Here is a 17,467-nt window from a genome sequence, read left to right as displayed (position 1 = left end):
CCCCCCCTCGGTGATCCCCGTCTCCCCGAACGAGTCCACCGCGACCCAGTAGTCCCGCCCTGCGGTGAGGGTCGGGAGCTCGAACGCGTCGCGCCACGGGTCGAACGGACCGTCGGGCACCACCATCGGGTAGTCCGCGAAGTTCTGATTGCAGAACAGGACGCCGTCGGCGTCGAAGCCGGCGGGGAACAGACCGATCCGGCGCTCGAAGACGTGGTTCACCGAGATGCGCATCGCCGCGGTGTGCCACCAGTTGCCGTGGACGTCCTGGAACGTGCTGCCGTGGCCGGCCCCGGTGACGAAGCCACCGGGCTTGGAGGAGTAGGGATTGTGCGGCGAGGCCTCGAACGGCCCGAGCGGCGACGAGGCCGCGACGACGCCGTCCGCTTAGGCGCTGCTCTGGGTGGCCGGGGCGGCGTACTGGAGGTGGTACCGATCACCGTGCCGCGTCATCCGCGCACCCTCGAGGAAAGGACCGTCGCCGATGATCGCGTCCGAGATCCGATCGACGAGGGTCGGTGACGTCTTCCGCACGGAGCCCCCTCCCCTGCGATCCCATCCGCGCCGGCCCACATCCGACGAGATCAGATCCCGGCACTCGCCCCTCCCCTCGAAGGTCGACGGGTCGACGTCCCTCCCGCGCACAGGCGCCCGGCTCGAGCAGCCCCAGTGGAGGTACGTCCTCCCGTCGTCGTCCTGGAACAGGTGGGGTCCCAGAACGGGAAGCCGCCCGTGGCGATCTCGGTGTAGTCGTCCTTGAGCGGATCGCCGGAGACTCCCTGGCTCCGCCGCCGGCACCACGGCGCAGCGAGGCGGATGAGTCGGACGAGCTGCGGAGTGGGATTCCCGGGTCGACCGGCGCTCCGCTCGGGTGCGGGGCTATGCTAGCCCTAGTTTCGAACTGCTAAACAGTCATTCCGAAAGTTGGCAAAGCAATGGCGTCTCACCTCCGAAGCTCCGAGTGGTACAGCGGCGACGACCGGAACGCGTACATCCACCGCGCGTGGATGCGACGGGGAGCGCCGTCCAGTGCCTTCGAGGGCCGCCCGCAGATCGCGATCGCCAACACCGCGTCGGATCTGACCCCGTGCAACTCCCACCTCGACGAGGTCGCGCAGGCGGTGAAGAACGGCGTGTACGAGGCGGGTGGGATCCCCCTCAACCTGCCGGTCGTCTCTCTCGGCGAGACCCAGGTGCGCCCCACCGCGATGCTGTGGCGGAACATGGCGGCCATGGCGACGGAGGAGATGCTCCGCGCGAACCCCATCGACGGCGTCGTCCTCCTCGGCGGCTGCGACAAGACGATCCCGTCCCTTCTCATGGCGGCGGCCTCCGTCGACCTCCCCGCTGTCGTGGTGCCGGGCGGCCCGATGATCACCGGGACGTTCCGAGGCCAGGACCTGGGCTGCGGCACGGACGTCTGGCGGCTGAGCGAGGAGGTGCGCGCCGGAGAGCTGGGGCAGAAGGACTTCCTGAAGTCCGAGTCGTCGATGATCCGCAGCAAGGGCCACTGCAACACGATGGGCACCGCGTCGACGATGGCGCTCGTGGCCGAGGCGCTCGGCACGATCCTGCCGGGCCTCGCGGGCACCCCTGCTCCCGACAGCCGACTGCTCGAGGCCGCGCACGAGACCGGGCGCCTCGCCGTCGAGCTCGTCCGCCAGGACCGCCGCCCGAGCACGTTCCTGACCAAGGCCAGCTTCCACAACGCGATCGTGGCCCTCGCGGCGATCGGCGGATCGACTAACGCGGTCGTCCACCTGCTCGCGATCGCCGGGCGACTCGGCATCGACCTCACCATCGACGACTTCGACCGCATCGGCGCCGATGTGCCGCTGCTCGTCAATCTGCAGCCGGCGGGACGCTACCTCATGGACGATTTCCACCGGGCGGGCGGGTTCCTCGCCGTGCTCCGCCAGGTGAAGGACCTCCTCGATCCCGACGCGCTGACCATCACCGGCCAGCCTCTCGTGGACTACCTCGACGACGCCACTGTCTGGGACGCGGACGTGATCATGCCCCGCGACGCCCCGCTGATCCCGCGCGCGGGCATCTCGGTCCTGCGCGGGAGCCTCGCGCCTGGAGGCGCCATCATCAAACCCGCCGCCGCCTCCCCCCACCTGCTGAAGCACCGTGGTCCCGCGGTCGTGTTCCACAGCATCGAGGACTTCCACGCTCGCATCGACGACCCGGATCTCGACATCGACGAGAACTCGATCATGGTGCTCCGCGGCTGCGGCCCGAAGGGCTACCCCGGGATGCCCGAGGTGTCGAACATGCCGCTGCCGAAGAAGCTGCTCGAGCGCGGTGTCCGCGACATGGTCCGCATCTGCGACGGCCGGATGAGCGGCACCGCGTACGGCACCGTCGTCCTCCACGTCACGCCGGAGGCCGCCGCGGGTGGTCCGCTGGCACTGGTGCGCACCGGGGACAGCATCCTCCTCGATGTCCGCGCCGGGCGCCTCGACCTCGAGGTGCCGACGGAGGAGCTCGCCGCCCGGACCCCCGACGAGCAGACCGTGCAGGCGTATGCGAACCCGCGCAGCGGCTGGGAGCGCCTCTACGTCGACCACGTCCTCCAGGCCGACACCGGCGCCGACCTCGACTTCCTGCGCGGCTCGCGCGGATCGGACGTGTCCCGTGAGTCGCACTGAGCGCTCCACCACACTCGCGCCGGTCCCCGACGCGCTCGTCGCGGAGCTCGAGGCCGCCGCGCCCGGAGGAGTCGCCGTCCGAGCGACAGACCGACTCGCCTCCGCCCACGACGCCTCGCACTACCAGCTGACCCCGCAGGCGGTCGTCACCCCCTCCTCCGCCCGCCAGGTGGCGGACGTGCTGGCCGCCTCCCGCCGCCGCGGCGTGCCCGTGACCTTCCGCTCCGGAGGGACGAGCCTCAGCGGGCAGGCCGGCTCCTCGGGCGTCCTCCTCGACACCCGTCGGCACTTCCGCTCCATCGAGGTCCTCGAGGGAGGAGCTCTGGTCCGCTCCGGCCCGGGAGCGACCGTCCGCGCCGTGAACACCCGACTCGCGCGCTACAAGCGCAAGCTCGGCCCCGACCCCGCGAGCGAGATCGCCTGCACCATCGGCGGCGTCATCGCCAACAACTCCAGCGGCATGGCCTGCGGGATCACCGGCAACACCTACCGCACCCTCGCGTCCGCGGTCCTCGTCCTGCCGAGCGGCACGATCGTCAACACCGCCGCTGCGGGGGCCGATGAGCAGCTGCACCGCGACGAGCCCGCTCTCGCGCAGGGACTCCTGGGCCTGCGGGACCGGGTCCGCGCGGACCCCGCCTCCATCGACACCATCCGTGCGCTCTACTCGATCAAGAACACGATGGGGTACGGCCTCAACTCCTTCCTCGACCACGACAGCGCGATCGACCTCCTCACCCACCTTGTGATCGGGAGCGAGGGCACACTGGCCTTCGTCGCGGAAGCCGTCTTCCGGACGGTGCCCGTCCACTCCTCCGTCGCCACCGGCCTTCTCGTGTTTCCGGATCTCGCGGCCGCGACCACCTCTCTCCCCGCACTCGTCGCAGCGGGCTTCGCCACGATCGAGCTGCTCGACGCCACCAGCCTCCGAGTCGCCCAGCGCGACCCCGAGGCGACCGCCGACCTCCTCGAGCTGCGCGTCGTCGACCAGGCCGCGCTGCTCGTCGAGTACCAGGAGGACTCCGCGGAGTCGCTCGCCGTCCGCCTGGCTCAGGCGGTGGAGGTCTTCGCGACTCTGCCGCTCGCCGGGGAGGCGGTCCTCAGTACCGATCCCGTCCGCCGGGCGCAGCTGTGGCACATCCGGAAGGGCCTGTACACGCTCGTCGCCGGAGCGCGACCGTCGGGGACGACGGCGCTCCTCGAGGACATCGCGGTACCGGTCGAGAAGCTGTACGGCACCTGCACCGAGCTCATCCGGCTCTTCGACCGGCACGGCTACGAGGACAGCGTGATCTTCGGTCACGCCAAGGACGGCAACATCCACTTCATGCTCAACGAGCGCTTCGACGACCCCGTCTCGCTCCGGCGCTACGAGGCGTTCACGGAGGAGATGGTCGCCCTCGTCCTCTCGCAGGGAGGGACCCTGAAGGCCGAGCACGGGACGGGCCGGATCATGGCTCCCTTCGTGCGCCGCCAGTACGGGGACGAGCTCTACGACGTGATGCTCGGCGTGAAGGCGCTCGTCGACCCCGACGGCCTGCTGAACCCCGGCGTGCTCCTGAACGAGGATCCCGATTCGCACATCCGCGACCTCAAGACCACTCCCACGGTCGAGGAGGAGGTCGACCGCTGCGTCGAGTGCGGGTACTGCGAACCGGTCTGCCCGAGCAAGGACATCACCACCACCCCGCGCGAGCGGATCGTGCTGCGCCGCGAGATCGCGCGGGCGAAGGAGGCCGGTGACACCGTCCTGCTGCGGACGCTCGAGAAGGAGTACGAGTACGACGCCGTCGAGACCTGCGCCGTCGACGGGATGTGCCAGACCGCGTGCCCGGTGCTGATCAACACCGGCGATCTCACCCGTCGGCTCCGTGCTGAGAGCGCCGACGCCCTCAGCCAGGGAGGCTGGAAGGCTCTCGCGAAGAACTGGGACGCCGTCAGTCGCGGGGGCGGCGTCGCGCTATCGATCGCCAAGAAGGTGCCGTCGGTCCTGCCCGCGCTCGCGACCACCGCAGCACGCGCGGTGATCAGCCACGACGTCATGCCGCAGTACTCGAGCGAGCTCCCCGGCGGCGGTCGCCGGCGGCCCGTGCTCACGGCTGATGAGCCCGTCGCCGTGTACTTCTCGAGCTGCACGACGACCATGTTCGGCTCGGAGGGAGGCGGAGGCGTGGGCGAGTCCTTCGTCCGGCTCTGCGAGCGCGCCGGGGTCGCGATCTCGACCCCCGACGATCTGCCCTCACTCTGCTGCGGGACTCCGTGGAAGTCGAAGGGACTGACACAGGGGTACGCGGTGATGAAGGACCGGGTCGCCGCGTCGCTGCTCCGGGCGACCCGGGGAGGCGCACTGCCGGTCGTCTGCGATGCGTCGTCCTGCACCGAGGGGCTTCACGTCCTCCTCGAGAGCGCCGGCGAGCTCGGCATCCGGGTCGTCGACGCGGTGGCGTTCGTGGACGAGACCGTCCTGCCCCGGCTCCCCGAGGCGTCGAAGGTCTCCTCCCTCGCCCTCCACCCCACCTGCTCCTCGAAGAGGCTAGGGATCGACGGTGCGCTGTCGCGGGTGGCCGCGGCCGCCGCGGACGACGTGCTGATCCCCGAGGACTGGGGCTGCTGCGCCTTCGCGGGCGACCGCGGCATGCTGCACCCCGAGCTCACGGCCTCGGCGACCGGGCCGGAGGCGGAGGAGGTGCGGCGCGCGGATGCCGCCGTGCACGCCTCCGTGAATCGCACGTGCGAGCTCGGCATGACGCGGGCGACGGGCGAGCCGTACCGTCACGTCCTCCAAGTGCTGGACGACGTGACCCGCTCCTGAACGGGGAGGCGCTGAGTGCCTCCCCGTATCACGAGCGGGCGTGCCGTTCGAGGTAGCTGTAGATCTCGGCCTCGTCCACGCCCGGGAACCGCCCGGTCGGCAGCGAGGCGAGGATCTGCGCGTGCAGTCGGGCGCTCGGCCACGCCTTGCCCGCCCACCGCGCCTCGAGGTCGCTCGGTGGACGTCGGCAGCACGACGGGTCGGGACAGGTGGACGTCTGCCGGTGCGTGGTCTCCCTGCCGCGGAACCATCGAGCGTCGTCGAACGGCACGCCGAAGGTGATCGCGAACGGCCCCTGGGTGGATTGGCCCGTCTGCACGGACGCCCAGTAGGTGCCGACGGGGGTGTCGGTGTACTGCCGGTACTCGGTCGTGCGGTGCGCCATCTCCGCGGCTTTGCGCGCTCCCCACTTCCGGCAGACGATCTGCCCCTCCACCGCGCCGGTGACGTCGACGGGCAGTGGGAGGTCGTCGTTCTCGTAGGCCTTCAGCACCTCGCCGTCCGCTCCGACCCGGAGGAAATGGACGCGGATGCCGAAGTGCTCGGTCATGAGATTCGTCATCCGCAGCGCCGCGGCCTCGTGGGTCACGCCGAACGCGTCGCGGAAGTCCTCCACTGCCAGATCGCGCACCTTCTTCCGGTTCGCGAGGAACTCGACCGACTGACGCTGCGGCATCAGGCAGGCGGCGGCGAAGTAGTTGATCTCGAGCCGCTGATGGAGGAAGTCGGCATAGGACTCGGGCGGCGTGTGCCCGAGGAGCTGGTGGGCGACCGCCTGGAGCGCGATCGACCGCAGGCCGTGCCCGCCCGGGATCGACGCCGGCGGGAGGTAGATGCGCCCGTTCTCCACGTCCGTGATGCTCCGAGTGGAGCGCGGCAGGTCGTCCACGTAGACGACCTCGAGTCCGAGCTGCTCGACCATCAGGTGCACCTCGCGATGGGTGAGCGCGCCCGAGACGTGCCCGACCGCGCGGAGGCGCTCCTCGGCAAGGCCCTCGATCTCGGACAGGTGGTTGTTCCGAGCGCGCATCGCGGCGCGCTGCTGGGTGTTCCGCAGGCGCGCCTCCTCCGGCGTCGCCGACGCCGTCCGCACGCGGCGCTCGAGCTCGCGGTGCAGCCCGACGAGGACCTCGAGCACGTCGTCCGAGATGCCGCGCCCTACCTTCACCGCGGGCAGACCCAGTCCTGAGAACGAGGGCGAGTCCTGGAAGCGCCGCAGCTCCAGCTCGAGGCCCGAGCGGTCGTTCGGGGCCTCGAGCCTGATGAGCTCCTCGACGGACACTCCGAGCACGCGGGCGAACGCCGGCAGCTCGGACGGACGCGGCTCCCGATGCCCGTTCTCGATCAAGGAGATCCGGCTGGCGCTCGTGCCCAGCGCGGCGGCGAGGTCGTCCAGGGTCATCCCCGCGCCGGTGCGGTAGTGGCGGAGACGAGCGCCGAGCACCAGGGCGTGGTCGTCGTCGGCGGGGAGAGGTCGGACGGGAGGCACGAGAAGCGCTCCTTCACACGGTGCGTCGGGCGGAGCACGATCCGGGGTGGGTCGGCGTCACGGGCAAGAACGGCCCGTCCGTCCGGCCGCGTCGCCGCGGATCGGAGGGAGGACTCGGCTCGCGATCGTCTCGCTTGACGAAAGCGCAAGAACCGGAGTTCTTCACGCCAGCCGATCGGGTCGACGGCCCGAGTAACGGACCACCATCAGTTTGACCGACGTTCCACCAAACGAAAAGGGCCACGCCAATGACGCTGCTCCACGACCTCGAGGTCACGCACCGCACAGTCCTTCCGTTCACCGCCGTGCGCCTGACCGATCTGCCGGAGGTGGGCGGCAAGAACGCGTCCCTCGGCGAGCTGATTGCGACATTGAGCGCGGCCGGCGTCCGGGTGCCCGGCGGCTTCGCCACCACCGCCTCCGCCTTTCGTCGGCACTTCGCCGCCTCCGGCCTGGCGGACTGGATCGCCGAGAAGCTCATCGGCCTCGACGTCGAGGACGTGACCGCTCTCGCCGAGACCGGCGCCCGCATCCGGGCCCAGATCGAGAGCGTCCCGCTCGAGGCCGAGCTGGCCGACGCGATCCGCGAGGCGTACCGCGATCTCGAAGCGGACTCGCGCGGAACGAGCTTCGCGGTGCGCTCCAGCGCGACCGCCGAGGACCTCCCCGACGCCTCCTTCGCCGGCCAGCAGGAGACCTTCCTGAACATCCGCGGGATCGACAACATCCTCGACGCGACCCGCCGCGTCTTCGCCTCGCTCTTCACCGACCGGGCCATCGCCTACCGGGTGCACCAGGGCTTCGGCGAGACCGACATCGCCATCTCCGTCGGAGTGCAGCGGATGGTCCGCTCCGACCAGGCCGCCTCCGGCGTCATGTTCACCCTCGACACCGAGTCGGGCCACGACGGCGCGGTCTTCATCACCAGCGCCTACGGCCTGGGAGAGGGCGTCGTCCAGGGCGCGGTCGACCCGGACGAGTTCACCGTGCATAAGACCACTCTGCGCCGCGGTCGCCCGGCCGTCCTCTCGCGCCGCGTCGGCTCGAAGGCGATCAAGATGGTCTTCACCGACGACACCGCTGTCGGACGCACGACCGCCTTCGTGGACACCGAGCCCGCCGATCGCCGGCGCTTCTCGCTCACCGACGCCGAGGTGACCGAGCTCGCCCGGTCCGCCCTCGCCATTGAGCGCCACTACGGGCGCCCGATGGACATCGAGTGGGGCAAGGATGCTCTCGACGGGAAGCTCTACATCCTGCAGGCGCGCCCCGAGACCGTGGTGTCGCGCCGTTCGGCCGGCACCATCGAACGGCACCGGCTCGAGAGCACCGGACCCCTCCTCCTCGAGGGCAGGGCGATCGGACAGCGCATCGGCTCGGGCGCGGTCCGCGTGCTGACCTCGCCTGACCAGATGGCCGACTTCCAGGCAGGAGAGGTTCTCGTCGCCGACATGACGGATCCGGACTGGGAGCCGATCATGAAGCGCGCCTCGGCCATCGTGACGAACCGCGGCGGCCGCACCTGCCATGCTGCGATCATCGCCCGCGAGCTCGGCGTCCCCGCCGTCGTCGGTACCGGGAACGCCACCGAGGTCCTCCGCGACGGCCAGGACGTGACCGCGTCCTGCGCCGAGGGCGAGACCGGAGTCGTTCTCTCCGGCATCCAGGAGGTGCGGATCGAGCGGATCGAGCTCGACTCTCTGCCTGTGCTCCCCGGGAAGATCATGCTGAACGTCGGTAATCCGGAGTCCGCCTTCGCGCTCTCGGCTCTGCCCAACGACGGCGTGGGCCTTGCGCGCATGGAGTTCGTCATCTCGCGGCAGATCGGGGTTCATCCCTGCGCCCTGCTCGAGCTCGAGGACCAGCCGGCCGATATCCGGGCGGAGATCGAGGAACGGATCGCGGCATACGACAGCCCCGCCGATTTCTTCGTCCGCCGGCTTGCCGAGGGCGTCGCCACTCTCGCCGCGGCCTTCGATCCCAAGCCCGTCATCATCCGCCTCTCCGACTTCAAGTCGAACGAGTACGCGGGTCTGCTCGGCGGCAGCCGCTACGAGCCGATCGAGGAGAACCCGATGATCGGGTTCCGCGGGGCGGCGCGCTACCTCTCCAAGGAGTTCTCGGCCGCGTTCGCACTCGAGTGCGAGGCGATCCGCTACGTCTACGACGAGATGGGACTGCGCAACATCAAGGTGATGATCCCGTTCGTCCGCACCGTCGAGGAGGCGCGCGCGGTCGTGAAGAAGCTCGCCTGGAACGGCCTGCGCCGGGGCGAGAACGGGCTCGAGCTGATCATGATGTGCGAGGTACCCTCCAACGCGCTTCTCGCCGACCAGTTCCTCGACCACGTCGACGGTTTCTCGATCGGATCCAACGACCTCACGCAGCTCACCCTCGGCATCGATCGCGACTCCGCGCTCGTCGCCGAGAGCTTCGACGAGCGGAACCCCGCGGTCATGCAGCTGATCGAGCTCGCGATCGACGCCTGCCGCGCTCGCGGACGCTACGTCGGCATCTGCGGCCAGGCTCCGAGTGACCACCCCGAACTCGCCCGATACCTCTTCGACCGGGGGATCTCGTCCCTCTCCCTCAACCCCGATACCGTCGTGGAGACCTGGAGCAGCCTCGCATGAGCCGCATCGTCATCATGGGCCCGCCCGGCGCGGGCAAGGGCACCCAGGGAGCGCTGCTCTCCACAGCCCTCGGCGTCCCGCACGTCACGACAGGCGGACTGTTCCGCGACGAGGTCGACCGCGGCACCGTGCTCGGGCTTCAGGTCGCCGACGCCCTGCGGAACGGCCAGTACGTCGACGACTCCCTCACGACCGCCATGCTGCGCGGGCGGCTCCGGCGCGACGACGCCGCGACCGGGTTCGTCCTCGACGGCTATCCCCGGACGATCGACCAGGTCGCGGCACTCGACGACCTCCTCGAGGAGGACGCTGAGGAGATCGACGCCGTGATCCTGCTCCACGTCGACGAGAGGACGCTGCTGGACCGCCTCTCGAACCGATCAGAGGACCGTGCGGACGATCGACCCGATGTCGTCCGGGAGCGGCTCGCGCGCTACCAGGAACTCACCCACCCCATCGCGCGGGAGTACGAGGAGCGCGGCCTGCTGCGACGCATCAACGGCGCTTACCCGGTCGAGCTCGTGGTCGAGGCCGTCGTGGCGGCCGCCCGTACCGTCCGGCATCCGCTCTCGATGCACGGCGAGCCGCTGCGGTGACACCGCCACGACCCCCGAGAGCCGCCACTGCGGACGCCGACCCCCAGGAGCAACGAATGAACCTCACCGAGCACCACCTCCGAGCGGCGAGCTGGGAGGATCGCGAGGCCTGCGCCGAGACTATGATCCCGCTCATCGGCGACCTCTACCGCCGGCACGGAGTCATCACCTCGCTGCACGGCACGAGCCTGATCAACAGATCGACGATCGAGCTCCTCAAAGCTCACCGCTTCACACGCCACCTCGACGAGACGGAGCTCCCTCTCCACGAGACTCTGGCGATCCTCCGCGCGCTCTCGGTGCTCGATCTCGCTCCCGCGTCGCTCGACCTCGCCCAGCTCGCCCGACTCCACCGAGCGGGCGGGGGCGAGGTCACCCTCGAGGAGTTCCTGCGTCGGGAGCTCGCCCCGGTCTTGGGGATGGAGCGTCGGATCCCCGAGCGCCCCCGCGACGTCGTCCTCTACGGCTTCGGCCGCATCGGCCGGCTGGTGGCCCGGCTGCTCATCGAGCACGGCGGCCGGAGCCTGCGCCTGCGTGCCGTCGTCGTGAGGCGCGGTTCCGCCGACGACGTGCGCAAGCGGGCGAGCCTGCTCCGCCGCGACAGCGTGCACGGCCCCTTCGCCGGGACCCTCTCGGTCGACGAGGAGCGCGACACGATCCTCGCCAACGGCACGCTCCTCCAGTTCCTCTACTCGGACGACCCGGCGACGATCGACTACAGCCTGTACGGCATCGCGGACGCGATCATCGTCGACAACACCGGTCGGTGGCGCGACCAGGCGGGCCTCGAACGCCACCTCCTATCGACGGGTGCCAAGCAGGTCCTGCTCACCGCGCCCGCCTCCGGTCAGGTGAAGAACATCGTCCACGGCATCAACCACGAGGGTCTCTCCCCGGCCGACCGCGTCGTCTCAGCCGCGTCGTGCACGACCAACGCCATCACGCCCGTGCTCAAGGTGATCGACGACTTCGCAGGGGTCGTCAGCGGTCACGTCGAGACCGTCCACTCCTTCACCAACGATCAGAACCTGATCGACAACTTCCACGCCGGTGACCGGCGCGGCCGATCCGCGGCCCTGAACATGGTCATCACCGAGACCGGTGCGGCGAAGGCGGTCGCGAAGGCGCTTCCGGAGATGGCGGGAAGGCTCACGGGGAGCTCGATCCGGGTTCCGACCCCGAACGTCTCGCTCGCGATCCTGAACCTCCGCACCAGCAGGCCGGTGACGAAGGAGACGGTCAACGAGCATCTCCGCCGGGCCTCGCTCGACTCGCCGCTGCGCCGGCAGATCGACTACGTCGAATCCCCGGAGATCGTCTCGACCGACATCCTGGGCTCCCGGCACGCGGGAGTCGTGGACGGCCTCGCCACCATCGAGACGCCGGACGGGGTGGTGCTCTACGTCTGGTACGACAACGAGTCCGGCTACAGCGCGCAGGTCGTCCGCGTCCTCGAGACGCTCGCAGGCGGCCGGCTGCCCAAGCTCCCTCTCGCCGTCGCCGCCCGGACTCTCGACGCCGTCCCCGCCTGACCCTCCGGGTCCCCCAGCCTCCCGCCCTCGGCGGGAACCGACTGGTGCCGCATCCCCCTGTCGCCGGCACCGGAGAAGGGGGCCGGGGCCCGCAAGGGCCTCGGCCTTCTGACGCCCTCCTGCACCGGCGGGGACGGGCCTGCGCGTCAGGGCGCAAAGGCGCGAGGACCGCGCGTGATCCGCGGTGATCCGGCCGTCGCTGCTCCTGTTCGGTGACCGGGCGAGCAGACCGAGTCCTCCTGGATCGTCTCGATCTCCTGCCTCCGTGATTCCGCTCGATAAAGCTAGACTCTGTCTAGAATTAGACTTAGTGTGATGACCACATCGCCCCCCGAACGGAAGACGCCCATGACATCGCATCCGCGTACCAGCACCCCCTCGACCCGAGGCCGAGCCGGTCGCCGCACTCGGGGCCTCCGGACCGCTGCGGCGATCGTCGCGGCGATCCTCGGCGGTCTCGTCCTCGTCCTGGCGCTGGGCAACGCGTTCCCGCCCACCGCGAACTACGTGACCCTGGCAGCGGCGGTCGTCTGGGCGTGGGTCGGACCGCAGCTCGTCGTCGTCAGCGCACTGGCGGTGATCCTCAGCGTCCCACTGTGGCTCGCGGGCCGCCGGAAGGTGCTCCGAGGTGTCGCGTCCGGGTTGGCCGTCGCCGCCCTGGTCGCCTCGACGATCATCAGCGGCGTGCTGGTGAACGCCGGTAGCACGCTCGGCGGCTCCGTCGACCTCGCTGGTGCCGTGGCGCTGTCGGCGTCGGAGGAGGGACCCGATGAGGTCACGAGCTACACCACGGTCGACGGCGAGGCGCAGGAGGCGCGCGTCTACGAACCGGAGGACCCCGAGGGCGCGCCGGTGATGATGTACATCCACGGAGGAGCCTGGGCCATCGGCACCGCTGCGGAATCCGACGCCAGCGCCCGCTGGTACGCCGACCAGGGCTGGTACGTCGTCAACGTCGACTACCGGCTCTCGACGGCGGAGGATCCCACGTGGGACAAGGCGCCGGCCGACGTCGGCTGCGCGCTCAGCTGGGCCGCACAGCGAGCCGGCGCGGCTGGAGCGGATCCCGAGCGCCTGACCGTGACCGGCGACTCCGCCGGCGGGCACCTCGCCCTGCTCCTGAGCTGGTCCGCCGCCGCGGACCGGGCGACGACGTCCTGCCCCGACCTCGGCGAGGTCCCCGTGCCGGAGGCCGTCGTGGCCTCGTACCCGGTCGGAGACATCCAGTACACCTACGACTACGGGAACGCGGCACTGGGCCTCGAGCCGAAGGACTTCATCAGCGATTTCCTCGGAGGCGAGCCGTCGGAGGTCCCCGACCGCCTGGCAGCGGTCTCCCCCTCGACCTACTTCTCGGAGGCGGCACCCGCGACCTTCGTCCTGCAGCCCGAGCGCGACGACTTCATCCCCGCCGAGGGCAACCATCGCCTCGTCGAGCAGGCGCAGAGCGCCGGAGTCGACGCGAGTATCGCCTCGATCCCCTTCTCCCACCACGGCTTCGACATCATCCCCGGCTCGCTCGGCGATCAGATCAAGAGGACGGTCACCGTCGCCTGGCTCCAGGAGCAGGGCCTCGCGCCCTAGTCGACGGGGATCGCACGGGCGGTGAGCGCGCGCCGCCGCCCGTGAGTCCGCGGCCGACCGCGGGACTCCGGGACGACGAGCAGACGTGCCGCCGGGGACGTCCGGCTACTGCACGGCGGCAGTGAGCCGTGCCACGGTGTCGAGGATCTGCGCGGCGGCGGGCCGGGTCAACCACTGGTCGAGGGTGACCTCCCTCGACATCGCCCGGTAGTCGTCCTCGATCGCGCGCAGCCGCTCGACGAACTCCGCGCCGTGGATCATGACGGACACCTCGAGGTTGAGGCTGAACGAGCGCATGTCCATGTTGCTGGACCCGACGACCGCGATGTCGTCGTCCACCGTGAAGTGCTTGGAGTGCAGGACGGTCGGCTCCTCGTACAGGAAGATCCGAACTCCCGCCCGCAGCAGGGTCTCGTAGTAGGAGCGCTGCGCGTGGTAGACGACGTACTGATCGGCCACGGCGCAGGCGAAGAGCTGCACGTCGACACCGCGCTCGGCGGCCGTCGTGATCGCGTAGAGCATCGAGTCGTCGGGAACGAAGTACGGGCTGGCGATGATCAGGCGCTCTTGAGCGCCGTAGACCAGGGCGTTGAACAACCGCAGGTTGTTCTCCCCTTCGAAGCCCGGTCCGCTCGGGACGATCTGGCAGGCCACGGCGGTGGAGGAGGTCCGCTCGGCGGGCAGCTCATCGGCTGTCGGGAGGAAGTCGCCGGTCTCCGAGAACCAGTCGGTGAGGAACAGCGCGTCCAGCGCCAGAGCGGAGGGCCCCTCGAGCCGGATCATCAGGTCCTTCCAGTGCAGCCCGCGGCGGATGTTGTCCGGCTTGTTGTAGCTGTCGTCGACCATGTTCTGCGAGCCGGTGAAGGCGAGGCCTCCGTCCACGACGACGATCTTCCGGTGGTTGCGCAGGTCGGGGCGGCGCCACGAGCCGCGGAATGGACGGAACGGCAGCATCTCCTGGAAGGGGATCCCGTTCTCCTCGAGCCACCGCCGGGTGGCGGGTCCGAGCGGATTGCGGATCGTCGCCCAGTGGTCGTAGAGGACGCGGACGTCCACGCCGCGATTGTGCGCGGCCAGGAGGGCGTCGAAGAAGGGCCCGGTGGTCTCGTCGCGCGCCAGGATGTAGAACTCCACGTGCACGAACCGCTTGGCCGCGCCGACGGCGTCGGCCATCGCCCTGACGGAGGCGAGGTAGTCGGGGAGCAGTGTCACGTCGTTGCCCCCCAGCAACGGCATCGAGCCCAGACGGCGATTGAGGTGCACCACGGACGGCAGCCAGCTGGGCGCCGGGTCGGTCGAGGAAGCAGTGTCGAGGGACGGGACGTCCTCGGTCACCTGGACGAAGAGGGCGTTGACGTCGCGCTGCTTGTCGCGACGATCCTGCGGGAGCCGGGTGCTGCCGAGCACCGCGTAGAGGATGCTGCCGGGGATCGGCGCGACGAAGATCGCCATCAGCCAGGCCATCGCCGAGCTCGGGCGCGTGTTGCGGGGCACGGTGACGACGGCCGTCAGCCGGATCAGGACATCCACGACGAGGACGACGGCAGGAACGGTCTTGAGCAGCGCACGCCAGTTCATCGGACGAGTATGCCGGTCGGTCCAGCGCGTCAGGAGAAGACGAGCTCGGTCGAGACGCTGCCGTGGCGCCGAGAGGTCGCCGTCAGCGTGACGACACCCGCCTGCCGGGTCGCGCGGAGGACCGCCAGCGCGCGACCGTAGTAGGTGCGGTGCCGATCGTCGGCGAAGGACTCCTCGGTCGCGGGCACTCCGCTGCCGAAGCCGGCGAGCGTGGCGGGACCGTCGACCGCGAGGGTGACGAGATCGTCCGCGAGGGACTCGACCACGCCGTCGGCGTCGGCGATCTCGACGTTCACGTAGGCCAAGTCGCCGCCGTCGGCGGAGAAGTCCGTGCGTTCGGGTCGCAGCACCAGGCGCAGCGGTCCGCGAGCGGATCGCAGTCGGCCCTCGAGGGGGCGCGCCCCGGTGCTCCGCCCCACCGCGACCAGCTCGCCCGGACGGTACGGGACCTGGAAGCGCGCGAGGAATCCGTGCGCCGCACCCGCCTTGCGCGTGCCGATCCTCCTCCCGTTCAGGAGCAGATCGACCTCCTCTGAGGAGGAGTAGACCTCGACGTGGGCCCGCTCGCCGTCCCGACCCCGCCACGACCAGCTGCTGATCGCGTCGCTCGCACGCCAGGCCGCCTTCGCCACGGGCTTCCCGGAGACGTCGAGCGGGCGGACCGCGATCTGCGGCCGCTGCTCCGTCCCCCACGCGGCCTGCGAGAGCAGGGCGCCGGCGCCGGGGATCCCGGTGATGTCGAGAGAGCCGGATCCGCTCGTGAGGTGCGGATACGCCTTCATCAGCCACGCGAGCCGTGTTCCGTAGGTCCAGTGGCCGATGCCGACCTCGCCGAGATAGTCCCAGCCGGCCCAGACGAAGTCGCCGATCACGTTCGGCAGGCTCTCGACGAGAGGCCAGACCGCCGCGATGTCGCCCGGCTTCTCCTCGGTCCCGAGCACGATGCGGGAGGGATGCGCCTCGGCGTCCTTGCGCCACCGGTTGGCACCGTAGTTGTATCCCGCGACGTCGAGGACGTCGAAGACACCCCTGGTCGCGCGATCGGCGAAGGGCGTCACGGCGACGGTCTTCATGATCGGGCCCGCGAACTGCATCGAGATGTTGAAGGCGGTGCTGCTCATCGGGGCCTGCGCGCTCTCGCCCTCCCGGGGCGGCGCGGCATCCTTCTTGCCGAGTGCGTTGAGCGTCAGGTTGACACCCGCGGTCACCGGCCGCGTCCCGTCCAGGGAGTGGACGAGGTCCCGCATCGAACGGGCGAGCTCGATGCCGGCGCGCGACATGGTCTCACTGTTCTCGTTGCTGATCGAGAGCATGATGACGCTCGCCCGGTTCCGGTCGCGAAGAGTCAGCGCCTCGAGGTCCGCCTGCCAGTCCTCCATGAACCGGCGCGAGTCGTCGAAGGGGGTCTTCGGATTCCACCAGACGTCGGTCGTCTCGTCGATAGCGTAGAGGCCGACCTCGTCGCAGGCGTCGATCATCGCGCGCGACAGAGGATTGTGCGCGCTGCGGATCGCGTTGAAGCCGTTCTCCTTCAGGAGCCCGGCTCGGCGGAGTTCGGCGGCGGGAAGCGCCACGGAGCCGATGACCCCGTTGTCGTGGTGCACGTTCGCTCCGCGCAGCAGGACGGGCTCGTCGTTGACCAGGAGCCCGCGCTGCGCATCGAGGGCGATGATGCGCAGCCCGATCCGGTGCTCCTGCGCGTCGACGACCGCCTCGCCGACGCTCAGCACGACTCGGCAGACGTACAGATGCGGATCCTCCGCCGACCAGAGCCGTGAGTCGGGGATCGCGAGAGCGAGGCGGGACGAGGTGCCGTCGGTCGTGGCGTGCGCACGGGCGACCACGGCACCCGCGTCGGCGATCTCGACGTCGACGCGCACGCCGGCGCGATCGGCGTTCGCGAAGGCGACATCGATGTCGACGGTCGCCGTGTCGGCGATCCCGGTGGTGCGGATCCGCACTCCGTGCGGGCCGAGGGTGATCGGTCCGCGCACCTGCAGGGCGACCGCGCGGTGCAGGCCGGAACCGACGTACCAGCGACTGCTCGGCTGCTCGCTGGTGTCCGCCACGACCTCGATCTCGTTCTCCTCGCCGTGGCGCAGCACGTCGGTGACGTCGACCTCGAGCTCGCGGTAGGCGTTGGAGGAACCGCCGACGCGAACGCCGTTGACCGCGATGGTGGAGACGCGGGCGATCCCCTCGAAACGCAGGAGCACGCGCTCCTCCCGCTCGACACCGCTCAGGATCCAGCGCTTGCGGTAGACGTACCGGCCTCCGGGGAAGTACGCCCCGTTGAAACCGCTCGGAGCGTCCGGGCGACGGGTCTCCGAGATCATCGCGTCGTGAGGGACTTCCACGGCCATCGGCGCGGCCCCCGCCCGCTCCACGCTCCAGCCGCCGGTGAAGGGGTGCCAGGCGAACCGCCCGGTGCCGTTCTCGTCACGGGAGGTGAGGTCGTACTCGACGGCGGAGCGCACGTCACCGGACTCGGGGGTCACGCCGCCACCTCCGGATCGCGCTCGGCCGATCGCCCCGTGACCGGGACAGGCCGCCCCGTGCTCCTGCGGATCATGCGCAACTCCTTCGTCG

General features: G+C 70.3%; 11 protein-coding genes. 6 read left to right on the top strand and 5 right to left on the bottom strand.

Features of this window, described 5'->3' with window-relative positions:
• Both HQQ82_RS19030 and HQQ82_RS19025 read right to left on the bottom strand, forming a co-directional pair.
• Positions 1-234 (bottom strand): hypothetical protein (locus HQQ82_RS19030; RefSeq protein WP_173235826.1); only part of this gene is annotated, 234 nt, incomplete at its 3' end.
• Positions 235-387: 153 nt separating this feature from the next.
• Entirely contained in the window at positions 388-534 is a 147-nt protein-coding gene (locus HQQ82_RS19025) for a hypothetical protein (RefSeq protein WP_173235824.1), read from the bottom strand.
• 401 nt (positions 535-935) lie between these two features.
• Between HQQ82_RS19025 and HQQ82_RS19635 the strand changes: the two genes are divergently transcribed.
• Both HQQ82_RS19635 and HQQ82_RS19020 read left to right on the top strand, forming a co-directional pair.
• Positions 936-2,654, top strand: coding sequence for an IlvD/Edd family dehydratase (locus tag HQQ82_RS19635; protein WP_216848756.1), 1,719 nt, complete (start codon positions 936-938; stop codon positions 2,652-2,654).
• On the top strand, positions 2,641-5,466 hold the full coding sequence (locus HQQ82_RS19020) for an FAD-binding and (Fe-S)-binding domain-containing protein (protein WP_216848812.1): 2,826 nt from the start codon (positions 2,641-2,643) through the stop codon (positions 5,464-5,466). The genes HQQ82_RS19635 and HQQ82_RS19020 overlap by 14 nt, the downstream gene beginning before the upstream one ends.
• 28 nt (positions 5,467-5,494) lie before the next feature.
• On the opposite strand, the gene HQQ82_RS19015 is transcribed toward HQQ82_RS19020, so the two are convergent.
• Positions 5,495-6,955, bottom strand: a complete 1,461-nt coding sequence (locus HQQ82_RS19015; protein ID WP_367948026.1) for a helix-turn-helix domain-containing protein — start codon at positions 6,953-6,955, stop codon at positions 5,495-5,497.
• Between the two features lie 248 nt (positions 6,956-7,203).
• Between HQQ82_RS19015 and ppsA the strand changes: the two genes are divergently transcribed.
• From ppsA to HQQ82_RS18995, 4 genes are all read left to right on the top strand, one after another.
• Positions 7,204-9,588: a phosphoenolpyruvate synthase gene (gene ppsA / locus HQQ82_RS19010; protein ID WP_173235819.1), complete on the top strand. Its 2,385-nt coding sequence runs from the start codon at positions 7,204-7,206 to the stop codon at positions 9,586-9,588.
• A complete protein-coding gene (locus tag HQQ82_RS19005) occupies positions 9,585-10,184 on the top strand; it encodes an adenylate kinase (protein ID WP_173235817.1) in 600 nt (199 codons plus the stop codon). Before ppsA ends, HQQ82_RS19005 begins: the two co-directional genes overlap by 4 nt.
• Before the next feature lie 56 nt (positions 10,185-10,240).
• Entirely contained in the window at positions 10,241-11,716 is a 1,476-nt protein-coding gene (locus HQQ82_RS19000; protein ID WP_173235815.1) for a glyceraldehyde-3-phosphate dehydrogenase, read from the top strand.
• Between the two features lie 348 nt (positions 11,717-12,064).
• Positions 12,065-13,300, top strand: a complete 1,236-nt coding sequence (locus HQQ82_RS18995; protein ID WP_173235813.1) for an alpha/beta hydrolase — start codon at positions 12,065-12,067, stop codon at positions 13,298-13,300.
• Between the two features lie 105 nt (positions 13,301-13,405).
• On the opposite strand, the gene cls is transcribed toward HQQ82_RS18995, so the two are convergent.
• Positions 13,406-14,878 (bottom strand): cardiolipin synthase, encoded by a 1,473-nt coding sequence (gene cls / locus HQQ82_RS18990; RefSeq protein WP_173235811.1) that lies wholly within the window; start codon positions 14,876-14,878, stop codon positions 13,406-13,408.
• 29 nt (positions 14,879-14,907) lie between these two features.
• Complete coding sequence (locus HQQ82_RS18985) at positions 14,908-17,376, bottom strand: glycoside hydrolase family 2 TIM barrel-domain containing protein (RefSeq protein WP_173235809.1); 2,469 nt, start codon at positions 17,374-17,376, stop codon at positions 14,908-14,910.
• Positions 17,377-17,467 lie beyond the last annotated feature (91 nt).

It is taken from the genome of Rathayibacter sp. VKM Ac-2856 (genome assembly GCF_013205055.1).
Classification (GTDB): domain Bacteria; phylum Actinomycetota; class Actinomycetes; order Actinomycetales; family Microbacteriaceae; genus Rathayibacter.
Note: the sequence above shows the minus strand (reverse complement) of the source record. Positions and strands in the feature narration are given on the sequence as shown.